Origin of the sequence: Umezawaea tangerina, assembly GCF_003002815.1 — a bacterium.
Lineage (GTDB): Bacteria > Actinomycetota > Actinomycetes > Mycobacteriales > Pseudonocardiaceae > Umezawaea > Umezawaea tangerina.
The window spans coordinates 122,031-144,414 of record NZ_PVTF01000014.1 but is presented as its reverse complement, the minus strand read 5'-3'; the positions used below and the strand labels follow the sequence as shown (position 1 = coordinate 144,414).

20 protein-coding genes are annotated in these 22,384 nt (G+C 72.7%); 13 read left to right on the top strand and 7 right to left on the bottom strand.

What is annotated here, in order from left to right; all coding sequences use genetic code 11:
- Positions 1-231 precede the first annotated feature (231 nt).
- Positions 232-1,509 carry a cytochrome P450 gene (locus tag CLV43_RS37565; protein ID WP_106193651.1) on the bottom strand — a complete coding sequence of 426 codons (1,278 nt, stop codon included), beginning with the start codon at positions 1,507-1,509 and terminating at the stop codon, positions 232-234.
- Positions 1,510-1,728: 219 nt separating this feature from the next.
- Here CLV43_RS37565 and CLV43_RS37560 point away from each other — a divergent pair, with 219 nt between their 5' ends.
- Positions 1,729-4,752 (top strand): AfsR/SARP family transcriptional regulator, encoded by a 3,024-nt coding sequence (locus CLV43_RS37560; protein WP_146175059.1) that lies wholly within the window; start codon positions 1,729-1,731, stop codon positions 4,750-4,752.
- Positions 4,753-4,768: 16 nt separating this feature from the next.
- Here CLV43_RS37560 and CLV43_RS37555 read toward each other — a convergent pair whose 3' ends face one another.
- Positions 4,769-6,208, bottom strand: a complete 1,440-nt coding sequence (locus CLV43_RS37555) for an FAD-dependent monooxygenase (RefSeq protein ID WP_106193648.1) — start codon at positions 6,206-6,208, stop codon at positions 4,769-4,771.
- A 99-nt stretch (positions 6,209-6,307) separates the two neighbouring features.
- Between CLV43_RS37555 and CLV43_RS37550 the strand changes: the two genes are divergently transcribed.
- Both CLV43_RS37550 and CLV43_RS37545 read left to right on the top strand, forming a co-directional pair.
- Positions 6,308-7,120, top strand: a complete 813-nt coding sequence (locus CLV43_RS37550) for an SAM-dependent methyltransferase (RefSeq protein WP_106193646.1) — start codon at positions 6,308-6,310, stop codon at positions 7,118-7,120.
- Between the two features lie 36 nt (positions 7,121-7,156).
- The gene (locus CLV43_RS37545) at positions 7,157-8,329 is read left to right on the top strand and encodes an NAD(P)/FAD-dependent oxidoreductase (protein WP_106193645.1); all 1,173 of its coding nucleotides are present in this window, start codon (positions 7,157-7,159) and stop codon (positions 8,327-8,329) included.
- Positions 8,330-8,347: 18 nt separating this feature from the next.
- Here CLV43_RS37545 and CLV43_RS37540 read toward each other — a convergent pair whose 3' ends face one another.
- Positions 8,348-9,127: an SDR family NAD(P)-dependent oxidoreductase gene (locus tag CLV43_RS37540; RefSeq protein WP_106193643.1), complete on the bottom strand. Its 780-nt coding sequence runs from the start codon at positions 9,125-9,127 to the stop codon at positions 8,348-8,350.
- 70 nt (positions 9,128-9,197) lie between these two features.
- On the opposite strand from CLV43_RS37540, the gene CLV43_RS37535 reads away from it, so the two are divergent.
- Positions 9,198-9,677 carry a MarR family winged helix-turn-helix transcriptional regulator gene (locus tag CLV43_RS37535; protein ID WP_106193642.1) on the top strand — a complete coding sequence of 160 codons (480 nt, stop codon included), beginning with the start codon at positions 9,198-9,200 and terminating at the stop codon, positions 9,675-9,677.
- 58 nt (positions 9,678-9,735) lie between these two features.
- On the top strand, positions 9,736-11,040 hold the full coding sequence (locus tag CLV43_RS37530) for an MFS transporter (RefSeq protein ID WP_106193640.1): 1,305 nt from the start codon (positions 9,736-9,738) through the stop codon (positions 11,038-11,040).
- A 7-nt stretch (positions 11,041-11,047) separates the two neighbouring features.
- Here CLV43_RS37530 and CLV43_RS37525 read toward each other — a convergent pair whose 3' ends face one another.
- The gene (locus CLV43_RS37525) at positions 11,048-11,830 is read right to left on the bottom strand and encodes an AfsR/SARP family transcriptional regulator (protein ID WP_106193638.1); all 783 of its coding nucleotides are present in this window, start codon (positions 11,828-11,830) and stop codon (positions 11,048-11,050) included.
- A 540-nt stretch (positions 11,831-12,370) separates the two neighbouring features.
- Here CLV43_RS37525 and CLV43_RS37520 point away from each other — a divergent pair.
- The 4 genes from CLV43_RS37520 to CLV43_RS37505 all read left to right on the top strand — a co-directional run bounded on the left by CLV43_RS37520 (position 12,371) and on the right by CLV43_RS37505 (position 16,736).
- A complete protein-coding gene (locus tag CLV43_RS37520) occupies positions 12,371-14,155 on the top strand; it encodes a peroxidase family protein (protein ID WP_106193637.1) in 1,785 nt (594 codons plus the stop codon).
- 10 nt (positions 14,156-14,165) lie between these two features.
- Positions 14,166-15,131 (top strand): sensor histidine kinase, encoded by a 966-nt coding sequence (locus CLV43_RS37515; protein ID WP_106193635.1) that lies wholly within the window; start codon positions 14,166-14,168, stop codon positions 15,129-15,131.
- The gene (locus CLV43_RS37510; RefSeq protein WP_211304761.1) at positions 15,131-15,742 is read left to right on the top strand and encodes a response regulator; all 612 of its coding nucleotides are present in this window, start codon (positions 15,131-15,133) and stop codon (positions 15,740-15,742) included. Before CLV43_RS37515 ends, CLV43_RS37510 begins: the two co-directional genes overlap by 1 nt.
- A 418-nt stretch (positions 15,743-16,160) precedes the next feature.
- A complete protein-coding gene (locus tag CLV43_RS37505; RefSeq protein WP_106193632.1) occupies positions 16,161-16,736 on the top strand; it encodes a TetR/AcrR family transcriptional regulator in 576 nt (191 codons plus the stop codon).
- 6 nt (positions 16,737-16,742) lie between these two features.
- Here CLV43_RS37505 and CLV43_RS37500 read toward each other — a convergent pair whose 3' ends face one another.
- The gene (locus tag CLV43_RS37500) at positions 16,743-17,228 is read right to left on the bottom strand and encodes a molybdopterin-binding protein (protein ID WP_106193998.1); all 486 of its coding nucleotides are present in this window, start codon (positions 17,226-17,228) and stop codon (positions 16,743-16,745) included.
- 177 nt (positions 17,229-17,405) lie between these two features.
- On the opposite strand from CLV43_RS37500, the gene CLV43_RS37495 reads away from it, so the two are divergent.
- Genes CLV43_RS37495 through CLV43_RS37480 form a run of 4 tightly spaced genes read left to right on the top strand, consistent with a single transcriptional unit; the run spans position 17,406 to position 20,445 of the window.
- Positions 17,406-17,804, top strand: a complete 399-nt coding sequence (locus CLV43_RS37495) for a TOBE domain-containing protein (protein WP_106193630.1) — start codon at positions 17,406-17,408, stop codon at positions 17,802-17,804.
- Entirely contained in the window at positions 17,805-18,599 is a 795-nt protein-coding gene (modA, locus tag CLV43_RS37490; protein WP_106193629.1) for a molybdate ABC transporter substrate-binding protein, read from the top strand.
- Positions 18,596-19,399: a molybdate ABC transporter permease subunit gene (gene modB, locus CLV43_RS37485; RefSeq protein WP_106193627.1), complete on the top strand. Its 804-nt coding sequence runs from the start codon at positions 18,596-18,598 to the stop codon at positions 19,397-19,399. The genes modA and modB overlap by 4 nt, the downstream gene beginning before the upstream one ends.
- Entirely contained in the window at positions 19,396-20,445 is a 1,050-nt protein-coding gene (locus tag CLV43_RS37480; RefSeq protein ID WP_106193996.1) for an ABC transporter ATP-binding protein, read from the top strand. Before modB ends, CLV43_RS37480 begins: the two co-directional genes overlap by 4 nt.
- Before the next feature lie 408 nt (positions 20,446-20,853).
- Here the strand turns inward: CLV43_RS37480 and CLV43_RS37475 are convergent, their stop codons facing one another.
- The gene (locus CLV43_RS37475; protein ID WP_211304748.1) at positions 20,854-21,714 is read right to left on the bottom strand and encodes an arylamine N-acetyltransferase family protein; all 861 of its coding nucleotides are present in this window, start codon (positions 21,712-21,714) and stop codon (positions 20,854-20,856) included.
- 9 nt (positions 21,715-21,723) lie between these two features.
- A complete protein-coding gene (locus tag CLV43_RS37470; RefSeq protein ID WP_106193626.1) occupies positions 21,724-22,083 on the bottom strand; it encodes a hypothetical protein in 360 nt (119 codons plus the stop codon).
- Positions 22,084-22,384: the final 301 nt, after the last annotated feature.

The window sequence follows — 22,384 nt, the reverse complement described above, 5'->3', positions numbered from 1 at the left end:
CGTCGGGCGAAAAAGGGCAGGTGGTAGAGCCTGCCCGCCGCCGCAAGTTTAAGCCCAAAAACCCCAAGTCAAGCCGACCGCACTAGCGGACGAGCGTGCTCGCTTCCAGCGTCGTTGGGCCGTTGGCTTTCGGTTCCAGCGTCGTTGGTCCGCTTGCGTGTCGGTTTCAGCGTCGTTGGGACGTTGGCTTTGGTCCAGCGACTTGTGTCCAGCGTCCGGCGCGTTGGGTGGTTAGCCGAGTACGACTGGTAGGGCTTCTACGCCGTAGACGACGGAGGTCTTGCGGAAGGCGAGGTCGTTCTGGGTGCCGTGGAGGCGCATTTCCGGGAAGCGGCGGACGAGGGCCGGGTAGGCGGCGCGGAGTTCCATTCTGGCCAGTTCGGCGCCGATGCAGCGGTGGATGCCGTAGCCGAAGGCGAGGTGGGAAGGGGCCTTGCGGTTCGGGTCGAAGGATTCCATGTTGGGGCCGAGGGACTCGTCGCGGTTGGCGCCGCTGAGGGAGCAAACAACAACGTCGCCCTTGGCGATGTGCTTGCCGCCGATGACCATGTCGGTGCGGGCGAAGCGGGGGAACGCCACCTGGACGACGGTGAGGTGGCGGAGCAGCTCCTCGACGAACTGGTTGATGGCGGAGTCGTCGTCGCGGACGCGGGCGAAGGCCTCGCGGTCCTCCAGGAGCACCAGCGCGCCCAGGGCGAGCATGCTGGCGGTGGTTTCGAAGCCGCCGGTGAGGACGCCGTCGGCGAGGCCGGCGAGCTCGCGGTCGTCGACCTCGTCGCCGTGCTCCTTGATGATCATCCCGATGAGACCGTCGCCGGGGTGTTCGCGTTGCTTCTTGACGACGTCCATGAAGTAGGCGAGCGACTCGGACATGGCGCCGAGGGACGGGTTGGCGCCGGCGAAGAGGTCGAAGCGGGCCATGCTGAGGCGTTGGAAGTCCTCGCGGTCCTCGTAGGGGACGCCGAGGAGTTCGCAGATGGCGAGGGACGGGATGGGGAGGGCGAAGGCCTCGACGAGGTCGACGGGGCCGTCGGTGGCGGCCATCTCGTCGAGGCGCTCGGTGACGATGGCCTCGATGCGGGGGGCGAGACGGCCCAGCCTGCGCATGGTGAACTCGGGCGTCAGCAGCTTGCGCAGGCGGGTGTGGACGGGCGGGTCGGCGAAGCCGAGGCCGCCGGGGTTGCTGTCGGAGGACAGGCCGCCGGAGGTGCCGACCAGGTTGACGAAGTCGTTGCTGAACTCGTCGACCTTGCCCAGGACCTCCTTCGACTCCTCGTAGCCGGTCACCAGCCACACGTTGATGCCGAACGGGAGCTTGAGCTTGCCGACCGGCTCGCGCCTGCGCCGCACCCCGAGCTCGGGCACCGGGTCGACGCCGTCGCGGCGCAGCGGCATGAGGGCGGAGCTGGGGAAGAACGACAGGGTCGACAGGTCGAGCGGCTTCTTCTGCAAGCGCGCCAGGTAGCCCCGCCCGAGCCTCGCGAGCACACGGGAGCGCAGATTCCCCATAGTCGACATTAACCCCACCGTCGTTCGGTTCAGTTCCGTCGGTGTCGCACCTGGCCACCGGCGGGCCTCATGACCCCGCGCCAACGATAACCAACGATTCCCGAACCACCGACGTCCCAGGCGGCGCGTCCGCGGTCCCGCGGGGTGCGCGGGGTTCGGGAACTCGTAGTGGGCGCCATTGTCCGCCCGCCCCCTGGCCTGCACAAGAATGGGGGCGTGATGCGGATCGGGATCCTGGGACCGTTGGAGGTGCACGGCTCCGACGGCACACCGGTCGCGATCGGGGGCGGCGGTCCGCGGGCGCTGCTGGTGCGGCTCGCCCTGGCGAAGGGCCGCGTCGTGAGCCCCGCCACGTTGTGCGCCGACCTGTGGCCGGAGACCCCTCCGGCGGACCCGACGGCGGCGTTGCAGTCGCTGGTCGCGAGGCTGCGGCGGGCGCTGGACGCCGACGCGGGGGTCGGGCGGGCGGCGATCGGGTCGCGGCCGACCGGGTACCTGCTCGACCTGCCGCCGGACGCGGTGGACGCGTGGGAGTTCGAACGCCTGATCGGTGCGGCGGCGTCGGCCGACCCCGTCCGGGCGGCCGCGCTGCTGCGGGAGGCGCTGGCGCTGTGGCGGGGCGACCTGCCGTTCGACGGGCCGAGGCTGGCCGAGCTGCGGCTGACCGCCGTCGAGGACCTGGCCGACACCGGCGCGACCGGGCTGGTCCCGGAGCTGACCGAGCTGTGCGCGGCGCACCCGCTGCGGGAACGCGCGCACGTGCGGCTGATGCGGGCGCTGTGCGCGGAGGGCAGGCAGGCCGAGGCGCTGCGGGTGCACGAGCGGATCCGCCGGGCGCTGGCCGACGAGCTCGGCTCCGACCCCGGTCAGGAGCTGCGCGAGGCGCACCTGGCGGCGCTGCGGGCCGAGTCGGCGCCCGAACGCGGTCACGTGCCCGCCCGCTGGACGTCGTTCGTGGGCCGGGAGACCGACCTGGAGCAGGTGGGCCTGCGGCTGCGGGACCACCGGCTGGTCACGCTGACCGGCCCCGGCGGGGTCGGCAAGACGAGGCTCGCGCTGGAGGTGGCGGCCCGGCTGCCCGTGCGGGCGTGGGTCGTCGAGCTGGGCGCGGTGACCGACCCCGACCGGGTGGTGCCCGCCGTGCTCGCGCTGCTCGGCCGCCCCAGCGTGGGCGTGCTGCCCGAACCGGGCCCGGCCGACGCGGTGGACCGGCTGCTGGAGGTCATCGCGGACCGGCGGATGGTGCTGGTGCTGGACAACTGCGAGCACCTCGTGGACGCCGTGGCGGTGCTGGTCGACCGGCTGCTGTCGCGGACGGCGGCGGTGCGGGTGCTGGCCACCAGCCGGGAACCCCTAGGTCTCACCGGCGAGGCGCTGCACCCGGTGTCCACTTTGGACTCCACGGCGCAGGTGGCGCTGTTCGCCGACCGCGCTTCGGCCGTGCGGCCGGGTTTCGCGGTCACGCCGGACGTCGAGCGGGTGTGCCGGGAGCTGGACGGGCTGCCGCTGGCGATCGAGCTGGCCGCGGCCAGGCTGCGGTCGATGACGCCCGAGCAGCTGGCCGAGCGGATCGGCGACCGGTTCCGGCTGCTGGACCGGGGCGACCGCACGGCGGCGGCCCGGCACCGGACGCTGCGCGCGGTGGTCGACTGGAGCTGGGACCTGCTGGCCGACGGCGAGCGCGGGCTGCTGGCCCGCCTGTCGGTCTTCGTGGGCGGCGCGACGGCGGAGGCGGTGGGCCGCGTCTGCGTCGACGGCGATCCGCTGGACCTGTTGTCCGCCTTGGTGGACAAGTCGCTGGCGGTCGTCGCCGAGCACGACGGCGACGTCCGGTACGGGCTGCTGGCGACCGTGCGGGAGTACGCCGCCGAGAAGCTGGGGACGGGGACCGCGGCGGTCCGCGACCGGCACGCGGAGTGCTTCGCGGCTTGGGCCGAGACGGCCGAGCCGCGGGTCCGCGGGCAGGACCAGCGGCGGTGGCTCGCGCGGCTGGACCTGGAGCGCGGCAACCTGGACGCGGCGCTGGACCACGCGCTGGCGACCGGACGGGCGGACCTCGCGCTGCGGCTGTTCACCGCCCGGCTGTGGCCGTGGTTCGTGCGCGGTGCCCGCCGGGAGATGGCGGAACGCGCGGAGGCCGTGCTGCGGGCCGTCGGACCGGAGGCGCCCGCCGGGCTGGAGGACGCGCACGCGCTGGTCCTGCTGGCCAACGGCGAGGGCGGGCTGGTGCCCGGCCTGGACGACGTGCTCGACCGGATCGTGCACCCGGCGCTGTTCGCGGCGTGGACGGTCGGCGCCTGGATGCCCGCCGACCCGCTGCGCTACGCCACCGCGCTGGCCGGGCGGTTCGCCGCGAGCCCCGATCCGTGGCTCGGCGCGTTCGGGCACCTGATGCACGGCATCGTCGCCGCCGAGATGACCCCCGGCGGCACGCCGTCGGCCGAACGGCACCTGCGGGACGCGCTCGCGGGCTTCGACCGCGCCGGTGACCGGTGGGGGCGGACGTTCGCCTGCTACGAGCTGTCCGTGGTGCTGGACAACCGCGGTGACGCGCCGGGCGCGGCGGCCGCGCTGGACGACTCCCGCGCCAGCGGCGCCGTGCTCGGCGGCGACGACGTGCTGCTCGGGCCGGTGATGCTGCTGACCACGTCGGCCAGGCTGCGGGCGCGCGCCGGTCGGCTCGACGACGCCGAGGCGGAGCTGGACCTGGCCGGGCGGGCCGCCGAGCGCACCGGCGCCGTGGCGCTGGCCAGGGTGCTGCACGCGCGCGCCGAGGTCGCCCGGCACCGCGGCGACTGGGCCGCGGCGGACCGGTGGCTCGACGAGTCGTGGGCGGTCGTGCGGGCGGTCGGCCCGGCCGACGACGTCCAGCCCACCCCGCACTTCCTCGCCCTGCTGCACACCACCGCCGCCGACGTCCTGGGCCGCCTCGGCCGGGTCGAGGAGGCCCGCGACCGGCACCGGGTGGCGCTGGAGCTGTCCGCGACCATCCTCGACGGCCCGGTGCGCGCGCTCGTGGTGGAGAACGCCGCGCGCTGGTGCATCGACCACGGGTTCCCGGAGCAGGCGGCGGCCGCGCTCGGGGCCGCGGCCGCGCTGCGCGGGGTCGAGGACACCCTCGACCCCGACGTGCTGGCGCTGCGGGCCCGCTGCGTCCGCGCCCTCGGGGAGGCGGGTTACCGGACGGCCCGCGAACGCGGCGGGCGCGAGCCGGTGGCGCTGGCCGCGATCGAGTCCAGGTAGGCGCCGACCGCGTCCGCTACCGGACGGCCCGCGAACCGGTGGCGACCGCGTCCAGGTAGGTGTCGACGGCGGCGCGGTCGTCGGCGACCAGGCCGACGTACCCGTCGGGGCGGACGGCGACGAACCCGTCGACGCCGTAGGCGGCGCCCAGGTGGCCGTCGGTGTCCACGAGCGTGCGGTCACCGGCCAGCGCGAGCCCGTCGCGCAGCTCCAGGACCGTCCACCCAGGACCACGGAACACCTCGAACAGCCTGACGGGCGAGCCGTTCTCGCGGCACGGCGCGTCCGGCGCGCGGTCGCCCGCCCGCAGCGGGCCCGGCACCGCGCGGTCGTCGCGGCTGAGCGGGCCGCCGCGGTAGTTCAGCCCGAGCTGGTGGAACTCGGAGCCGCGCTGGTAGGCGCCCTCCTCGCCGTCCATGAGCCGCTGCAACGTGCGCGCGGCCAGCTCCAGCACGCCCTGGGCGATCGGCTCCCGCTCCACGGCGTAGGTGTCGACCAGCTGGCGGGAGGCGGCGAGCTTCCAGCCGAGGTTGTACGCGTCCTGCACCCCGGTGTTCAGGCCCTGTCCGCCGGTGGGCGGGCAGACGTGCGCGGCGTCGCCCACGAGCAGCACCCGGCCGTCCTGGAACCGCTCCGCGGTGCGGACGTTGGGCCGCCACACCGTCGCCCACACGACCTCGCGGATCCGGATGTCGGTGCGACCGGAGGCGGTGTCCAGCCGCTCCTGCAACCACTCCCGCGTGGGCTCGACGCCGTCGGCGGGCGGCTGGGCGGTGAGGTTGTAGAGGTCCGCCACCGGCAGCGGCGACAGCCCGACGCCCGCGCCCTCGTGCATCCACGCGTACCCGTGCTCGGGCGAGTGGTCGAGGCCGTCGACCAGGACGTCGGCGAGCAGGGCCTTGGCGGTCTCGTCGGTGTCGCCGACGAACGCGATGCCCGCACGCTTGCGCACGGTGCTGCCGCCGCCGTCCGCGCCGACCAGGTAGTCGGCGCGGACCTCCTCCTCCACGCCGTCGTGCCGCAGGGTCGCGGTCACGCCGTCGGCGTCCTGGACGAAGCCGACCAGCTCGGTGGCGAGCTCGACGCGGCCGCCCAGCTCGGCGAGCCGGGCGCGCAGGATCTCCTCGGTGCGGAACTGCGGCACGAACCAGAGGTTCGGGTGCGGCACGTCCGGCGTGGGCTCGGTCGGCTCGGCCATCCGCATCTCGGCCACCACCTCGCCCCCGTTGTAGACGCGGAGCAGCGGTGCGCCCATCCCCGCCGCCACGACCGCGTCGAGCACGCCGAGGTCCTCGAACACCTCCAGCGTGCGGGGCTGCAGGCCGTCCCCCCGCGAGCCGGGGAAGTACGAGGGCGCCCGGTCGACGATCCGGTGCGGGACGCCCCGGCGGGCGAGGTCGCAGGCGAGGACGAGGCCGGTAGGACCGGCTCCCACGATCAGGACCTGGGTGTTCATGGTGGCTCCACGGTGTCGGGTGTCGGTTCCCGGCCACTGTCCCCACCCCCGCTGCCGGATCGCCGTCAGCGCGCTGTCACGGGCTGTCATGATGGGGCGATGGCACGACCGGACTGGGCACCCCACGAGATCGACCTCGAACGACCGAGCATCGCGCGGGTCTACGACTACTGGCTGGACGGAGCGCACAACTTCGCCGCCGACCGGCAGCTGGCCGACCAGGCGGTGGGGATCATGCCCAGCCTGAAGGCGGCCATCATGGGCAACCGGGCGTTCCTGCGCAGGGCGGTGAAGTACCTGACGTCGGTAGGGGTCCGGCAGTTCCTCGACCTCGGGTCGGGCATCCCGACCGTCGGCAACGTCCACGAGGTGGCCCATCAGGAGGCCCCGGAGTCGCGGGTCGTCTACGTCGACATCGACCCCGTCGCGGTGGCGCACAGCCGGTCGCTGCTCAGCGACGACCCGCGCGTGAGCGTGCTGCAGTCCGACATCCGCGACCCGGAGACGATCCTGTCCTCCCCCGAGGTGCGCGACCTGCTCGACCTGGAGCAGCCCGTCGCGGTGCTCATGGTGGCGCTGTTGCACTTCATGCCGGACTCCGAGGACCCGCTGGGGATCATCGCGGGCTACCGCGACCGGCTCGCGCCCGGCAGCTACCTCGCGCTCTCGCACCTGGGCGTCGAACCGGGTGAGGAGCCGGAGGGCTGGCTGCGCTACCGCGACCTGTACGCGGCCTCGGTCACCCCGCTGACCTCGCGCGGCAAGGTCGCGGTGACGGCGCTGTTCGACGGGTTCGAGCTGGTCGAGCCGGGGGTGGCGCGGATGCCGCTGTGGCGGCCGGAGTCGCTGGACGAGCTGGACGACGACTGCGCGGTGTTCCCCGGTTTCGCGGGCGTCGGCCGCAAGCCCTGACCTGCCGCGGGCGCGCGGGAGGTGTAGGACGGGTGCATGACGATCGTGATCCTGGGCGGCGGCCTGGCGGGCGCCAAGACCGCGGAAGCCCTGCGGGAGCAGGGGTACGACGGTGACGTGGTGCTGGTCGCGGGCGAGCGGCACCACCCGTACGAGCGTCCTCCGCTGTCCAAGGGCTACCTCGGCGGCAAGGACGAGCGGTCGAGCTTCGCGGTGTTCCCGGACGGGTGGTACGCCGACCACCGGGTCGACCTGCGCACGGGCGTGACGGCGACGGCGGTCGACCGGGAGGCGCACCGGGTCGCGCTCGACGACGGCTCCTCGCTCGACTACGACCGGCTGGTTCTGGCCACCGGCTCCCGGCCGCGGCGGCTGGACGTGCCGGGTGCGGACTCGGCGCTGCACCTGCGGACCGTGGAGGACTCCGACCGGTTGCGGCGGAGCTTCCGGGCCGGGGGACGGCTGGTGGTGGTCGGGGCCGGGTGGATCGGGCTGGAGGTCGCGTCCATCGCCCGGCAGGCGGGGGTCGAGGTCACCGTGGCGCACTCGTCGGCGGTGCCGCTGCGCCGGGCGGTCGGCCCCGAGGTGGCACGGGTGTTCGTGGGGCTGCACGAGGAGAACGGGGTCGAGTTCCGGTTCGACGCCGACGTCGTGGAGATCACCGGGTCCGCCGTGCTGCTGGGCGACGGGTCCGCGCTGCCCGCCGACCACGTGCTGGTCGCCGTCGGCGCGGTGCCGAACACCGAGCTGGCCGAGGCCGCCGGGCTGGAGGTCGACGACGGGGTCGTGGTCGACGCGACCCTGCGCACCTCCGACCCCGACGTGTTCGCGGTCGGCGACGTGGCGAGGGCCTTCCACCCGGTGCTGGAGCGGTACCTGCGGGTCGAGCACTGGGCGAACGCCGCGAGCCAGCCCGCCACCGTCGCCGCCGCGATCCTCGGCAAGGGGGCGAGCTACCAGGAGCGGCCGTACTTCTTCACCGACCAGTACGACCTGGGCATGGAGTTCGTCGGCACGGTCGAGGGGTACGACCGGGTCGTGTTCCGCGGTGACGTGGCGAGCCGGGAGTTCATCGCGTTCTGGCTGGCCGACGGGGTGGTTCTCGGCGGCATGAACGTCAACGTGTGGGACGTGTCCGACCGGATCAAGGCGCTCATCGGCACGTCCCCCAACCTCGACCGGCTCGCCGATCCCGACGTAGACCTCTAGCGCGGTGACCGCGCGGGCTCACGAGGCCCGGTACCGCTCGGCCAGGGGCGCGCGGTTGCCGCCGAACAGCAGTGCCGCCTCGGCCTCGGCGAACCGGTCGACCGCGGCCGCGTCCTCCAGGCCCGGCACGCAGAGCACCTCGCCGCGGGTGAAGGCCGTCCACGCGGCCGCGGCGACGTCGGCGGCGGACATGGCGTTGGGGTTGCCCTGGTTCATGCCGCCCTGCCACTCCGTGGCGACGAGACCGGGGCAGACGACGGTGGCGGTGACGCCGGTCCCCATGAGCTCGCCCGCCAGGGCACGGGTGAAGGCGACGGTCGCGGCCTTGGCGCCCGCGTAGAGGGTGCGCGCGGGCAGGCGGTCGTTGCCGAGGCCGGAGCTGAAGGCGAGCAGTGAGCCGACCGTGATGACACCGCCCTCACCCGCGGCGATCAGGGACGGCAGGGCGGCGCGGGCGATCGCGATGGGGGCGATGGAGTTCAGCGTCCAGAGCCGGTCGACCTCGTGCGGGTCGACCTCGGCGAGCGGGGCGTATCCGCCGACGCCCGCGTTCGAGATGACGACCCGGAGGTCGCCGGTCCGCACGCGGGCGGTGACGGCGTCGACGCCGTCGCGGGTGCCGAGGTCGGCGACCAGCACCTCGACGTCGGTGGGGAGGTCGCGGGCGAGCTCCTCCAGGCGGTCGCGCCTGCGGGCCACCAGGACCAGGTCGTGGTCGGCGGCGGACAGCCTGCGGGCCAGTGCCGTGCCGATGCCGCTGCTCGCGCCGGTGACGAGCGCCTTGGGACGGGATGTCATGACTTGAGCTTGGTCATTGACTTGAATCATGTCAAGCGCTTGACGATAGGCAAGGGGCTATGGTCTGGCCATGGAGTCGGGTACCGCTTTCGAGGACGCCCTGAGCCGGGTGGTGTGGGCCCTGCGCCGGGCCGAGCTGGCCGTGCAGGCGGCCAAGGAGCCGGGGCTGCGGGCGGTCGGCGTCCCGGCGGCGCACTACGCGCTGCTGGTGCACGTCCACCTGTTCCCCGGACTGAGCGGGGCGGAGCTGGCGCGGCGGCTCGGGGTGACGACGCAGGCGGTGGCGCTGCTGGCGACCAAGCTGGAGGCGCGCGGACTGCTGGAGCGGCGGGTGCACCCGCGGCACCGCAACGTGCAGGAGCTGCACCTGACCGACGCGGGGAGCGAGGCGTTGCAGGAGGCGGACACGGCTGTGCTCGAGGTCGAGCGGCGGGTGCGGGAGAAGCTGGGGCCCGAGCGGCACGCGGTGCTGCGGGAGCTGCTGGACGAGGTGACCGACGAGCTCGGTGGACCGTCCGCGCGGCAGTGGACAGGGCGAGGACAGGGGTAGGACAGAACAGCCAGGTGGACTGGTGGCCTGTCCCGCACAGTGCCAGGAGGCACCAGCAATGACCACCAGCCAGGTCTCTCCCCCGGTACCCGTCGAGCCGCCGGTCGCGCCGTCCTCCTTGGGGCGCCTCGTGTTCGGGCTGATCATCTCGAAGACGTCGTTGAACCTCTCGCTCGTGGTGCCGCTCCAGCTGCTGCTGACGCTGAAGCTGACCTCGGTGCTGGACGGCGCCAGCGCCGCGGCGTCGTTCGGGTTGGTGACGGGGATCGGCGCGCTGGTGGCGCTGGTGTTCAACCCGATCGTCGGGCGGATCAGCGACGCCACGACGATCCGGTTCGGACGGCGCCGGACGTGGCTGCTGTTCGGGGCGACGACCGGCGGGTTCGCCCTCGCCGGGGTGGGCATGGCGACCGAGGTGTGGCACGTGGTCGTGCTGTGGAGCCTCGTGCAGTGGCTGTTCAACTTCCAGCAGATCGCCACCGACGCGCTGTTCGCCGACCAGGTCGAGGTGCGGCGGCAGGGCCGGGTCGCGGGTGTCCTCGGGCTGCCGGGGCTGCTGGGCCCGCTGATCGGTCTGTCGCTGGTGAGCACGGTGCAGGCCGGGTCGGCCGGGCAGTGGTACCTGCTGACGGCGGTCGCGGTGTCGGCCGGTGTGACGAGCGTGTTCCTGGTGCGCGACGTGCCCGCGGACCGGGTGAGCAGGCCACCGGTGGACGTGCGGTCGATGCTGCGGACGTTCTGGATCGACCCGCGCAGGCACCCGGCGTTCGCGTGGGCGTGGCTGGTGCGGTTCCTGAACTGCTGCGCGATCGCGACGGTGGCGTTCACCGGCGTCTACATGACCGACCGCTTCGCGCTCGACCCGGACCAGGTCAGCTCGACGATCCTGAAGGCCGTGCTGCTGTCGGTGACCGTGCAGACCCTGTCCGGGCTGTGCTCCGGGTACTTCTCGGACAAGCTGCGGCGGCAGAAGCCGTTCGTGGCCGTGGCCGGGCTGTTCGCGGCGACCGGCACGATGGGGGTGGCGTTCGCGCCGTCCTACGAGTTCGTGTTCCTCGCGATCGGCGTGCAGGCGATCGGGTTCGGCACGTTCATCGCGGTGGACTTCGCGCTGTGCGTGCGGTTGCTGCCCAACCCGGCCGACGCGGGCAAGGACCTCGGTGTGCTCGACCTGGCGACCTCGCTGCCGCAGTCGATCGTGCCGCTGCTGGGCGTGGTCCTGCTGCCGCTGGGCGGTTTCCCGTTGTTCTACGGCACGTTGGTGGTCGTCGGGTTCATCGGGATGGCGGCGCTGCTGCGGGTGCCGGAGATCGGCGACGAGGAGCACGGCGGACGCTGGTCGGTGCCGGTCGTGCGCGGGTGAGCCGGTGCTAGGCCCACGTCGAGACCAGCCCACCGGTGAGCGCCCCGTCCTGGCGCAGCACGGCCTTGTGCAGCTCGCGCAGACCCGGCAGCGGGTCGAGGCCGGACGACTCGGCGAGGCGGCGGCGGGCGGAGTCGTAGACCGCCAGCGCCTCGGCCTGCCGTCCACACCGGTACAGCGCGAGCATCAGCTGCTTCGACAGCCGCTCCCGCAACGGGTTCTCCGCGACCAGCAGGGTCAGCTCCGGCACCAGCTCCGCGTGCCTGCGCAGCGCGAGGTCGGCCTCGACGGCCAGCTCCCGCGCACCGAGCCGCAGCTCGGTCAACCGGGCCCGCTCCCCCGCCACGGACGGCGCGTCCGCCACGTCGGCCAACGCCGGGCCGCGCCACACCGCGTCCGCCTCCCGCAGCACCTCGCTCGCGCGCTCGAAACGGTGCAGCGCGACGAGCTCCCGGCCCTGCCGGTGCAACCGCCCGAAGACGTCCACGTCCAGCTCACCCGGCAGGACGGTGAGCCGGTAACCGGAGCTGCGGGTCTCCAAGCGGGTGCCGAGCACGGTCCGCAGCTTGGCGACGTGCAGGTGCAGCGCGTTCACGGGGTCCTTGGCGGAACGGTCCCGCCAGCACTCGTCGATGAGCCGGTCGCGCGAGACGAACTCGTTGGCGCGCAGGAGTAGTAGGGCGAGGATGGCTCGGCGGAGGTCGCCTAGGACGGGGGTGTGGGTGTCGGTGTGGGTGTGGGTGTGGATCTCGGTGTGGATCTCGGTGTGGCCGAGCAGGGCGAAGCGCATGGGGGTCTCCCTGCTGGGGGTGCGGACGGTGGGGGCAGGGGGCAGCTAAGTGGAATGGGGTGCGGGGGGCCAGGGTGTGGGGGTGATGCGCCCCGTTGTGGCCGCGGGTGATTCCCTTGAGGACCGTTGGTGGGGTGGCGGGGGCTCCGGGGGGCGGTGCAGCGGACTCCGGGGGTCGGTGCAGCGGACTACGGGGTGTCGCTACAGCTGTCTCCGGGTGCGGTCGGCTTGACTTGGGGCCCCTTTTTTGGGCTTCGTCGGGCGAAAAAGGGCAGGTGGTAGAGCCTGCCCGCCGACCAATTTTAAGCCCAAAAACCCCAAGTCAAGCCGACCGCACTAGCGGACGAGCATGCTCGCTTCCAGCGTCGTTGGGTAGGGCGGCTTGCTGGCCGCTTCCGGCGTCGATAGGGGCTTGTGGCCTGCTCCCAGCGTTGTTGGGTCTTCTTGTGTCACTGCTTGTGGGTGGGACCGTTTGGGCTAAGGGGATGGCGCGGGCCTGATACGGATGTGGGGGTGGGTGGGGGTTGTGAGCATGGGGGTATGGGATATCGGAGAGTGCTGGGGTTGTTGGTGGTTGTTGTTGCCGGGTCGTCGTTGGTGGTGGGGACGGCGGGTGCGGGTGTTGGGGTTGGGGTTGGGTTTGAGGTGCCTGCGTTGGATGGGAGGGGGAACAACAGGGGGCATCCGGAGTGGGGGGTGGCTGGGGCGGATTACTCGCGGGTGGCGGGGGTGCGTTATGGGGATGGGATCGGGGTGCCGGTAAGTGGGCCCAGTCCGCGGTATGTGAGCAACAGGGTGTTCGCGGATGGTGGGGTGGTGCAGGTCTCGGAGCGCGGGGTGAGCCAGTGGGGGACGGCGTGGGGGCAGTTCCTCGACCACTCGTTCGGGCTGCGGGTGGGAGGGGGTGAGGCGGTGGAGGTGCCGTTCGTCAACGGGGCGCCGATGGAGGACTTCCACAGCGACATCCCGGTGGTGCCGTTCGGGCGGAGTGCGGCTTCGCCGGGGAGCGGGGTGACCACGCCGCGGCAGCAGGGCAACGAGCTCAACTCCTACCTGGACGCGGAAGCGGTGTACGGGCACGTGCCGGATCGGCTGGCGTGGATGCGGGACGGGGCGAAGTTGTTCATGCCGGACGATTTGCTGCCTCGACGGGACGCGCGGGGGGACGTGGCGACGGCGCCGGAGGCGGACGACCCGATCGGGATGGGTGCGCGGGCGGTGGTGACGGGAGACGACCGGGGCAACGAGAACGTGTCGTTGACGGCGGTGCAGACGTTGTTCGCGCGTGAGCAGAACAGGATCGTGGGGCTGCTGCCGACGTGGCTGCCGGAGGAGCAGCGGTTCCAGCTGGCGCGCAAGGTGGTCATCGCGACGCAGCAGTACATCACCTACACCGAGTTCCTGCCCGCGCTGGGCGTGCGGCTCGCGCCCTACCGCGGGTACGACCCGGCGGTGGACGCCACGCTGTCCAACGAGTTCGCGACCGTCGGCTACCGGGCGCACAGCATGCTGCGCGGCAACGTGGTCGTGCGCACGGAGAAGTCCCGCTACGCACCCGCGCAGCTGGACGCCTTGCGCGCCAAGGGGGCGCGGATCGCGGAGAGCGGGTCGACCGTCGAGATCACGATCCCCCCGGCGCTCGGGGCGTTCCGGCCGGAGCTGGTCGGCGAGGTGCAGCTCGGGCCGCTGCTGCAAGGGCTCGGCGGGCAGGCGCAGTCGCGCAACGACGAGCAGGTCGACGACGTCGTGCGCAGCCTGGCGCTGACCCGCGCCGGGTGCGAGCCGAACTGCCAGACGGCGATCTTCGACATCGCGGCGATCGACGTGGAACGCGGCCGCGACCACGGGATCCCGGCGTACAACGACCTGCGCGCGGCCTACGGGCTGGCGCCGCGGACGTCGTTCAAGGCCGTCACGGGCGAGGCCACCGAGGCGTTCCCGGTCGACCCGGAGCTGACGCCGGGCGCGGAGATCGACGACCCGGACAGCATCGACTTCGTGGCACCCGGTGTGCGGCGGACCACGGTCGCCGCGCGGCTCAAGGCGCTGTACGGGGACGTGGTCGGGCTGGACGCGTTCGTGGGCATGGGCGCCGAGCCGCACGTGCCGGGCACGGAGTTCGGCGAGCTGCAGCTGGCGATCTGGAAGAAGCAGTTCGAGGCCATGCGCGACGGGGACCGGTTCTTCTACGCCGGGGACCCGGTGCTCACGATGCTGCGGCAGCGGTTCGGCGTCGACTACCGGCACGACCTCGGCGACCTGATCGCGCTGAACACCGACGTCCCGCGCCGCGATCTGGCCCGGTCCGTCTTCCGGGTCTCCTAGGGGGATGCGCATGGGGTCGCGCGGTCTGGTCGCGCTGGGGTGCCTGGGGATCCTGGCGTTCGGCTGCTTCCTGTGGGTGGTGCGCAACACCGCGCGGCCCAGCCTGCCCGCGGTGGTCGCGATCACGCTGGTGGTGGTCGTGATCACCGTGGGCCCGTGGGTGGCGCTGGTGCACACCAGGCTGCGCCACGACCGGGAGGCGCTGCCGCTGTTCCGGGTGGGGGTGGCGGTGGCGGTGCTGTTCGCCGTCGGCGGGGTCGCGTTCGTGCTGCCGCAGGGGTTCCGCGAGGAGTTCGCCTCGCCCGCGGTCATGCTGTCGTTCCTGACCGCGGGCGGGCTGGCGCTGGTCGGCGCGGTGGTGCTGCCGTGGCTGTTCCTGACCACCCGGATGCTCACCAGGGAGCGCGCCGCCAGGGCCCGTGCCGAGGAGCGCGCGGACCTGGCGGCGCACCTGCACGACTCGGTGCTCCAGGCGTTGACGCTGATCCAGAAGCAGGCCGACTCGACGGAGGTCCGCAAGCTGGCCAGGAGCACCGAACGCGACCTGCGGTCGTGGCTGTACGGGCGGCAGCCCTTGGCGGGCAACGACTTCTCCGCCGCCGTGGCGGCGACCGCCGAGGTCGTGGAGGACGCGTTCGACGTGGTGGTGGAGCTGGTGTCCGTCGGCACGTGCGAGCTGGACCCCCGGTCGCGCGCGGTGGTCGGCGCGATGCGGGAGGCGTTGACCAACTCCGCCAAGCACGGCGGGACCCGGCGCGTGTCGGTGTTCGCGGAGGTGACCGAGTCGGAGGTGTTCGCGCTGGTCCGCGACCGCGGCCGGGGTTTCGACCCGGCTGTCCGGAGTGGAGCGAACCGCAGGGGCATCGCGGACTCGATCGAACGCCGGATGGCGCACGAGGGCGGCACGGCGGCGATCCGCACCGCGCCGGGCGAGGGCACCGAGGTGGAGCTGCGCATGCCGTTGGGGCACCGGTGATCCGCGTGCTGGTGGTCGACGACCACGCCGTCGTCCGGTCCGGTGTGCGCGCCGAGATGGGGTCCGACGTGGACGTGGTCGGCGAGGCCGAGGACGTGGGGTCGGCGGTGGCGGCGGTCCGCGCGCTGGTGCCGGACGTGGTGCTGCTGGACGTGCACCTGCCCGGCGGCGGCGGGCGGGCGGTGCTGGAGGCGACCGTGCCGGAACTCCCCTCGGTGCGGTTCCTGGCGCTGTCGGTGTCGGACGCCACCCAGGACGTGATCGCGGTGATCCGGGCGGGCGCGCGGGGGTACGTGACCAAGGCGATCACCGGCGCGGACCTGCGGGCCGCGATCCGCCGGGTGCACGCGGGCGACGCGTACTTCTCGCCGCACCTGGCGGGTTTCGTGCTGGACGCGTTCCGCGGCGACCCCGACCTCGACCGGCTCACCCCGCGCGAGCGCGACGTCCTGCGGCTCGTGGCCGCCGGGTACACCTACCGCGAGGTGGGCGCGAGGCTGTCGATCTCCGGTCGGACGGTGGAGACCCACGCCGCCGCCGTCCTGCGCAAGCTGCAGCTCCCGAACCGGCGGGAACTGTCGCGCTGGGCCAGGGCGCGCAAGCTGCTGTGACCTTTCCCGACCGCGTGCCGGACAATCGGGTACCGAACGGTTTCCAGGGCCGTGCAAACGATTGCCGACGGCGTGCGGAAAAGTGATGAAAGCTCTGGAACCGACAGTTCACGACAAGCGGACCGGACGGCGGCGAGCCCGACCCGGAGGTGGCGGCGGAACACCCGCACCCCGAGCCCCCGCCGTGCCGGGCCGAGGGGACGTGGGGCGGAGCCGGCCGCCGACGCGGGTGGACCACTCGGCCAACCGGTAGTGCGATGCCACTTCGCCGCGAATCGGGCACATTTACCCCGAACTGCCCGTTCTACCCGGAAGTGGCAGCCGTCTACCGAATTGGCGATTTCCCGGACGGCGATCCGGCAAGATTTCGCTCACCTCGACGCCCTATTCACCTAAGGGCGATCGGTAGGCTAAAGCAATGGCGAACACCGGCGCAGATGTCGTACCGCTCAGCCCGCGCAAGCGCCTGCTGGCGGCGTCGATCAGGCTGTTCTACCGCAACGGCATCCAGTCGACCGGTGTCAGCGAGCTGTGCGAGGTCGCGGGCGTCTCCAAGCGCACGCTCTACCAGCTCTACGGCGGCAAGGACGAGCTGATCGCGGCCTACCTGGAGCACATGAGCGACAAGCTGGTGATCCCGGTCGAGCGCAAGCTGTTCGACGACGAGCTGGCGCCCGCCGACCGGTTGGCGCAGCTGTTCGACCGGCCGGACCCCGAGCGGTTCCGCGGCTGCCCGTTCCACAACGCCAGCGTGGAGCTGACCACCCCCGGCCACCCCGCGCAGCCGGTGATCCACGCGTACAAGGAGAACTTCCGCCGCCGGATCGCGGACACCGCGCGCGAGGCAGGCCTGCGGGACCCCGAGGACCTGGGCCGGAGCCTGATGCTGCTCTACGAGGGCGCCAGCGCGCTGGCCACGTCGACCGGCGACGTGGCGGCGTTCGACTCGGCGAGGCCGGTCGCGGAGAAGCTGATCCGCGAGGCCGCCGCCTGAGGCGCGCTACTCCCCCGCGCGGTCGCCCAGCCGCGCCAGGTGCAGCCCGCACACCTTCCGCACGTACCGGCTGGAGCGGCCGTCCGACGGCACCACGAGCGTCGGCCTGGTGAGGACCTCGCCGTTGTAGCGGGTCGCGAGCAGCGCCGAGCACCCGCCGAACTCCGGGTCCACCTCCGCCCACGACAGCAGCACCTGGAAGCCGTCCTCGGACCGGGCGATGACCACGAACGTCAGGTGGTCCATCTTCCGGCGGTCGTCGACGAGCAGGCTGGTCCTGGCGAGGACCCGGTGCAGCGGGACGCCCTGCACGTGGTGGACCTCGCGGCGCCGGGTCGTGACGTACCGGACGTCGACCGGCAGGCCCGCGTGGGCGTGCAGGTCCGGCGTGGCGATGACCCACTCGCGGCCCACGTCGCCGCTGACCAGCACCTGGTCGTCGCGCAACGGCGGACGCTGGGCCGGGACCCGCACCTGCGGCAGTAAGTCCATGACCACCACGGTAGGTCGACGGAGGCCTCCGCAGAAGCCACCAACAGTGGTGAGTTCCACACCCGTGGATGCGGATCGTGGATCACAGAGTGAGCGCCTTCACGGTGGATCATCACGATTGGTGCCGCAGGTGCGGATTAGCCGGATTCCCGTGGACGCGGCTATAGACTTCCCCTCATGCCGAACTTGCGGATCAGCGAAGCCGCCGCGCTGCTGGGGGTCAGCGACGACACCGTCCGCCGGTGGGCCGACCAGGGACGACTGCCCGTGGTGAACGGCGACAACGGGCGGATGGCCGTCGAGGGCCACGCGCTCGCCGCGTTCGCGCAGCAGCTCGCCGACAACCCCGAGTCCGGCGCGACCGTCGCCGCCTCCGCCCGCAACCGGATGCGCGGCATCGTCACCCGCGTCGTCAAGGACGGCGTGATGGCGCAGGTCGAGATGCAGACCGGGCCGTTCCGCGTGGTGTCCCTGATGAGCCGGGAGGCCGCCGAGGAGCTCGGTCTGGAGGTCGGGGTCGTCGCGGTCGCCTCGATCAAGTCCACGCACGTCGTCGTAGAGATCCCGGAGGCCTGAATGTTGTGTCGCACTGGTGTGGCCGCGCTCGCCCTGCTGGCGCTGGCCGGGTGCTCCGCGCAGGACACCGCGTCCACCACGGAGCCCAGCGCCACGTCCGCATCGTCCGCCCCCGCGGTCACCGGGGCCGTCACGGTGTTCGCGGCCGCGTCGCTGACGGAGTCGTTCACGCAGCTGGGCAAGGACTTCGAGGCCGCCAACCCCGGCGTCAAGGTCACCTTCAACTTCGCGGGCAGCTCCGCGCTGGCGCAGCAGATCAACTCCGGCGCGCCCGCCGACGTGTTCGCCTCCGCGGCGCCGACCAACATGAAGCAGGTCAGCGACGCGGGCGGGATCACCGGCGACGCGACCACGTTCGTGAAGAACAAGCTGGAGATCGCGGTGCCCAAGGGCAACCCCGCGAAGGTCGCCGGGCTGGCCGACTTCGGCAAGGCCGACCTGAAGATCGCGCTGTGCGCCGAGCAGGTGCCGTGCGGCGCGGCGGCCAAGAAGGTGTTCGAGACCGCCGGGATCACCGCGGCACCGGACACGCTGGAGCAGGACGTCAAGGCCGTGCTGACCAAGGTGAAGCTCGGCGAGGTCGACGCCGCGCTGGTGTACAAGACGGACGTGAAGGCGGCGGGCGCCGACGTCGAGGGCATCGAGTTCCCGGAGTCCGACAAGGCCGTCAACGACTACCCGATCGCCCCGCTGGCCAAGGCCCCGAACGCGGCCGCGGCCAAGGCCTTCGTGGACTTCGTGCTGTCCGGCAAGGGCACCGCGGTGCTGACCGCGGCGGGCTTCGCCGCTCCGTGACCCGACGCCCAGGCACGCGGGGGCGGCTCCCCGTCGTCCTCGTGCTGCCCGCGCTGGTCGGGCTCGCCTTCCTGCTCGTCCCGCTGGCCGGGCTGCTGGTCCGCGCGCCCTGGGCCACGCTGGCGGACCAGCTGTTCAGCCCGGCGGTCGGGCAGGCGCTGTCGTTGTCGCTGCTGTGCGCGAGCCTGGCGACGGTGATCTGCCTGGTGCTGGGGGTCCCGCTCGCGTGGCTGCTGGCGCGCGCGGACCTGCCGGGCCGCGGGCTGCTGCGGGCACTGGTGACCGTGCCGCTCGTGCTGCCACCGGTGGTCGGCGGCGTGGCGCTGCTGCTGGTGCTGGGCAGGCGCGGCCTGGTCGGCTCCCACCTCTACTCCTGGTTCGGGATCTCGTTGCCGTTCACCACGGCCGGGGTCGTGGTGGCCGAGGCGTTCGTGGCGATGCCGTTCCTGGTCATCTCCGTCGAGGGCGCGCTGCGGGCGGCCGACCCGAGGTTCGAGGAGGCCGCCGCCACGCTCGGGGCCTCGCGGTGGCTGGCGTTCCGCCGGGTCACGCTGCCGACGATCCTGCCGGGCGTCGTCGCGGGCACGGTCCTGTGCTGGGCGCGGGCGCTGGGCGAGTTCGGCGCCACCATCACGTTCGCGGGCAACTTCCCCGGCAAGACCACGACTATGCCGCTCGCGGTCTACCTCGCCCTGGAGACCGACCCGGACGCGGCGATCGTGCTGAGTATCGTGCTGCTGCTGGTGTCGGCCGTCGTGCTGGCCAGCCTGCGCGACCGGTGGGTCGGCGGCGCCGCATGACGTTGCACGCGGACCTCCAGGTGGCGCGCGGGTCGTTCGCGCTGGACGTGGCGCTGTCCGTCGCACCCGGCGAGGTCGTCGCACTGCTGGGCCCCAACGGTGCGGGCAAGACGACCGCGCTGCGGGCACTGGCCGGGCTGCTGCCGTTGGACGGTGGGAGCGTGCGGGTCGACGACGCGGTGTGGGACGAGCCGCCGAAGGTGTTCCTGCGCCCCGAACGGCGACCGGTCGGGGTGGTGTTCCAGGACTACCTGCTGTTCGCCCACCTGAGCGCGGCGGAGAACGTGGCGTTCGGGCTGCGGGCGCGCGGGATGGACCGGCGACCCGCGCACGCCGCCGCCGTGGAGTGGCTGGACCGGGTCGGGTTGGCGGAGTACGCGCGGGCCCGGCCGCGGTCGTTGTCCGGCGGGCAGGCGCAACGGGTGGCGCTGGCACGGGCGTTGGCCACGGCGCCGTCGTTGCTGCTGCTGGACGAGCCGTTGGCGGCGCTGGACGCGAGCACGCGGATGCTGGTGCGCACGGAACTGGGGCGACACCTCGGCGAGTACACCGGGCGCACCCTGCTGGTGACGCACGACCCGCTGGACGCGATGGTGCTGGCGGACCGGCTGGTGATCGTCGAAGGCGGGCGGGTGGTGCAGGAAGGGGCGCCCACCGAGGTGGCCCGGCAGCCGCGGACCGAGTACGTGGCGCAGCTGGTGGGGCTGAACCTGTACCGGGGGCGGGGGTCGGGGACGTCCGTGGCGCTGGACGAGGGCGGGGAGCTGGTGGTCGCCGCGCCGGCGTCGGGGGTGGTGTACGTGGCGTTCCCGCCGTCGGCGGTGAGCCTGCACTCGGCCCGGCCGGAGGGGAGTCCGCGGAACACGTGGCCGGTGACGGTGGTGGGGGTGGAGCAGCACGCGCACACGGTGCGGGTGAGGCTGGAGGGGAGTCCGGGGGTGTTGGCGGATGTGACCACGGGGGTGGTGGCGGAGTTGCGGTTGGTGCCGGGGGCGAGGTTGTGGGCGGCGGTGAAGGCTACGGAGACGCATACGTATGCGGGGTGAGGGGGTGCTGGGCGGGGGCTGCTGGGTACTGGGGGACGTGCCTTTACCCCGGTCGCCGAGTGTTCTATGCCCGCCCAAGCTTGTCAAGACGGTGAAGCTGTCTTGACAAGCTTGGGCGGGCATAGAGATGGCTTCGGATCGGGGTGCAGGGGGAAGTCTGGCTGCGCCAGCATCAGGCTGCGCCTGACTTCAGGGCATCGGCTGGCGCCGACAAGGCCCCAGGCGCTTCGCGCCGGATGCGTGCTGGCGGGCTGCGCCCAACGGGGCGGGGTGGCGGGCTGCGCCCGACGTGGGGATCCTCGCTCCGCGTCGGACAGGGAAGGCATCCTCGCTGCGCGTCGGACAGGGCATCCTCGCTGTGCGTTGGGCGAAGCGGGTGGGTGTTCAGTGCTGGGTGCGAGGTGGCGGTCAGGTGGCTGGGAGGGTTAGCTTCTTGGTCGCCTTTGCTGCTTCGTCCTTGTTGAGCTTGATGCCGAAGGTGGTGTCCAGCACCTGTGCGACCTCGTCGGGCTCCAGGGTTCGGTCTGTGCGGTCTGCTGGTGGTGTGACGGTCATGAGCTTGGTGTTGTCCAGCATCACGAGGCGGTTGTCGGTGACGTGCTGGGCCAGTAGGCGGGTGTTGAACGGGGAGTTGGGGTGGGTGGCGTTGTAGTGGTTGGTCACCACCAGGTCGACGGGGTAGCGGGTTTGTTCGGTGAAGGCGTGCACGGCGATCCAGGTGTTGTCGCGGTGGGAGTGCAGGATCCAGAGGTCCGCCTCCCTGGTGAGGCGGTAGTGCCAGGCGCCTTGGGTTGACTCGTTTCCTTCTTGCAGTTCCAGGGGTTCCAGGGGGCTGCTGCCGAAGCCGACGTCGCTGATCCAGATCCGGTCGTCGGCTACCACGCGGAGCAGGTTGTGGGTGGCTGGGCGGCGTTTTCTAGCGCCCATGCGGACGCGGCCCTGGAGGGCGGTGACCGGGTAGCCCAGTTTCTCCAGGGCGGCGGCGAAGAGGGTGGTGTGTTCGGAGCAGGCGCCGCCGCGGGATCGGGTGACGAGTTTCTGCTGCAAACCAGGGATGTCCAGGCGGGTGGGGAGGCCGAGGAACATGTCGACGTTCTCCCACGGGATGGTGGTGACGTGGGCGTGTTGGAGGGCTCGCAAGGTGGCGGCGGTGGGCTTGCGGTCGCCGGTGTAGCCGATCCTGGCCAGGTACGCGTCGAGGTCCAGGGCTGCGCTTCCCCAGCCGTCGTCGTCCTGGCCGGTCCCCGCCACTCCCAGCAGCATGCTCATCGGGCCAGGTTAAGGGAGTGGCGGGGAGTCGTCAGCGCAGGCAGCCGGGCGGGCGGTCGGGGCGCCGAGCAGGTCGAGCGGGACGAAGTCGTGTGGCGCCGCGGCGGAAGCCTTGGCCAGCAACAGGAACGTCACCGGACCGAGGAGCACCGGGCGGGTCGTCGCGCCGAGGGCGAGCGCCTCGCGGAACCGCGCCACCGGCTTGTCACCGGTCAGCGCGAACACCGTCGACGGGTCCGGCTCCGGGACGAGGTGGGGGTGGTTGGTGTCGAACCACTTCGTCAGCTCCAGCGGTGCCACGGCGTCGCGCCCGCAGGCCGCTGCGAAGCAGGTGTCCACATCGGACGGACCGAGGTCGCGGGCACCCACCGGTGGACCTGCTGGCCGTCGCTGCCCGTACCCGGCGGGCCCAGTGCGTTGTGACGGCGGTCGTTCCCGCTCACCGCTGCGGGGCGCACCGGGTTCCCACTTGCCTCGCCCAGCCCCGGAGGGCCATCAGCGGGCCGCGTCCAGCCGAGCGCCCACCGGGTGCCGTCCGGATCGCGGGACGGGTTGTTGCGCGCGCACTGACCTGCGCGGACCTTGGTGCGAAAGTGCAACGTGGGACGTACCGACGACCACTTCCGCCCGGTTCCCGGCATTCGGCGCAACGCCCGGTGGTCTACTCGAC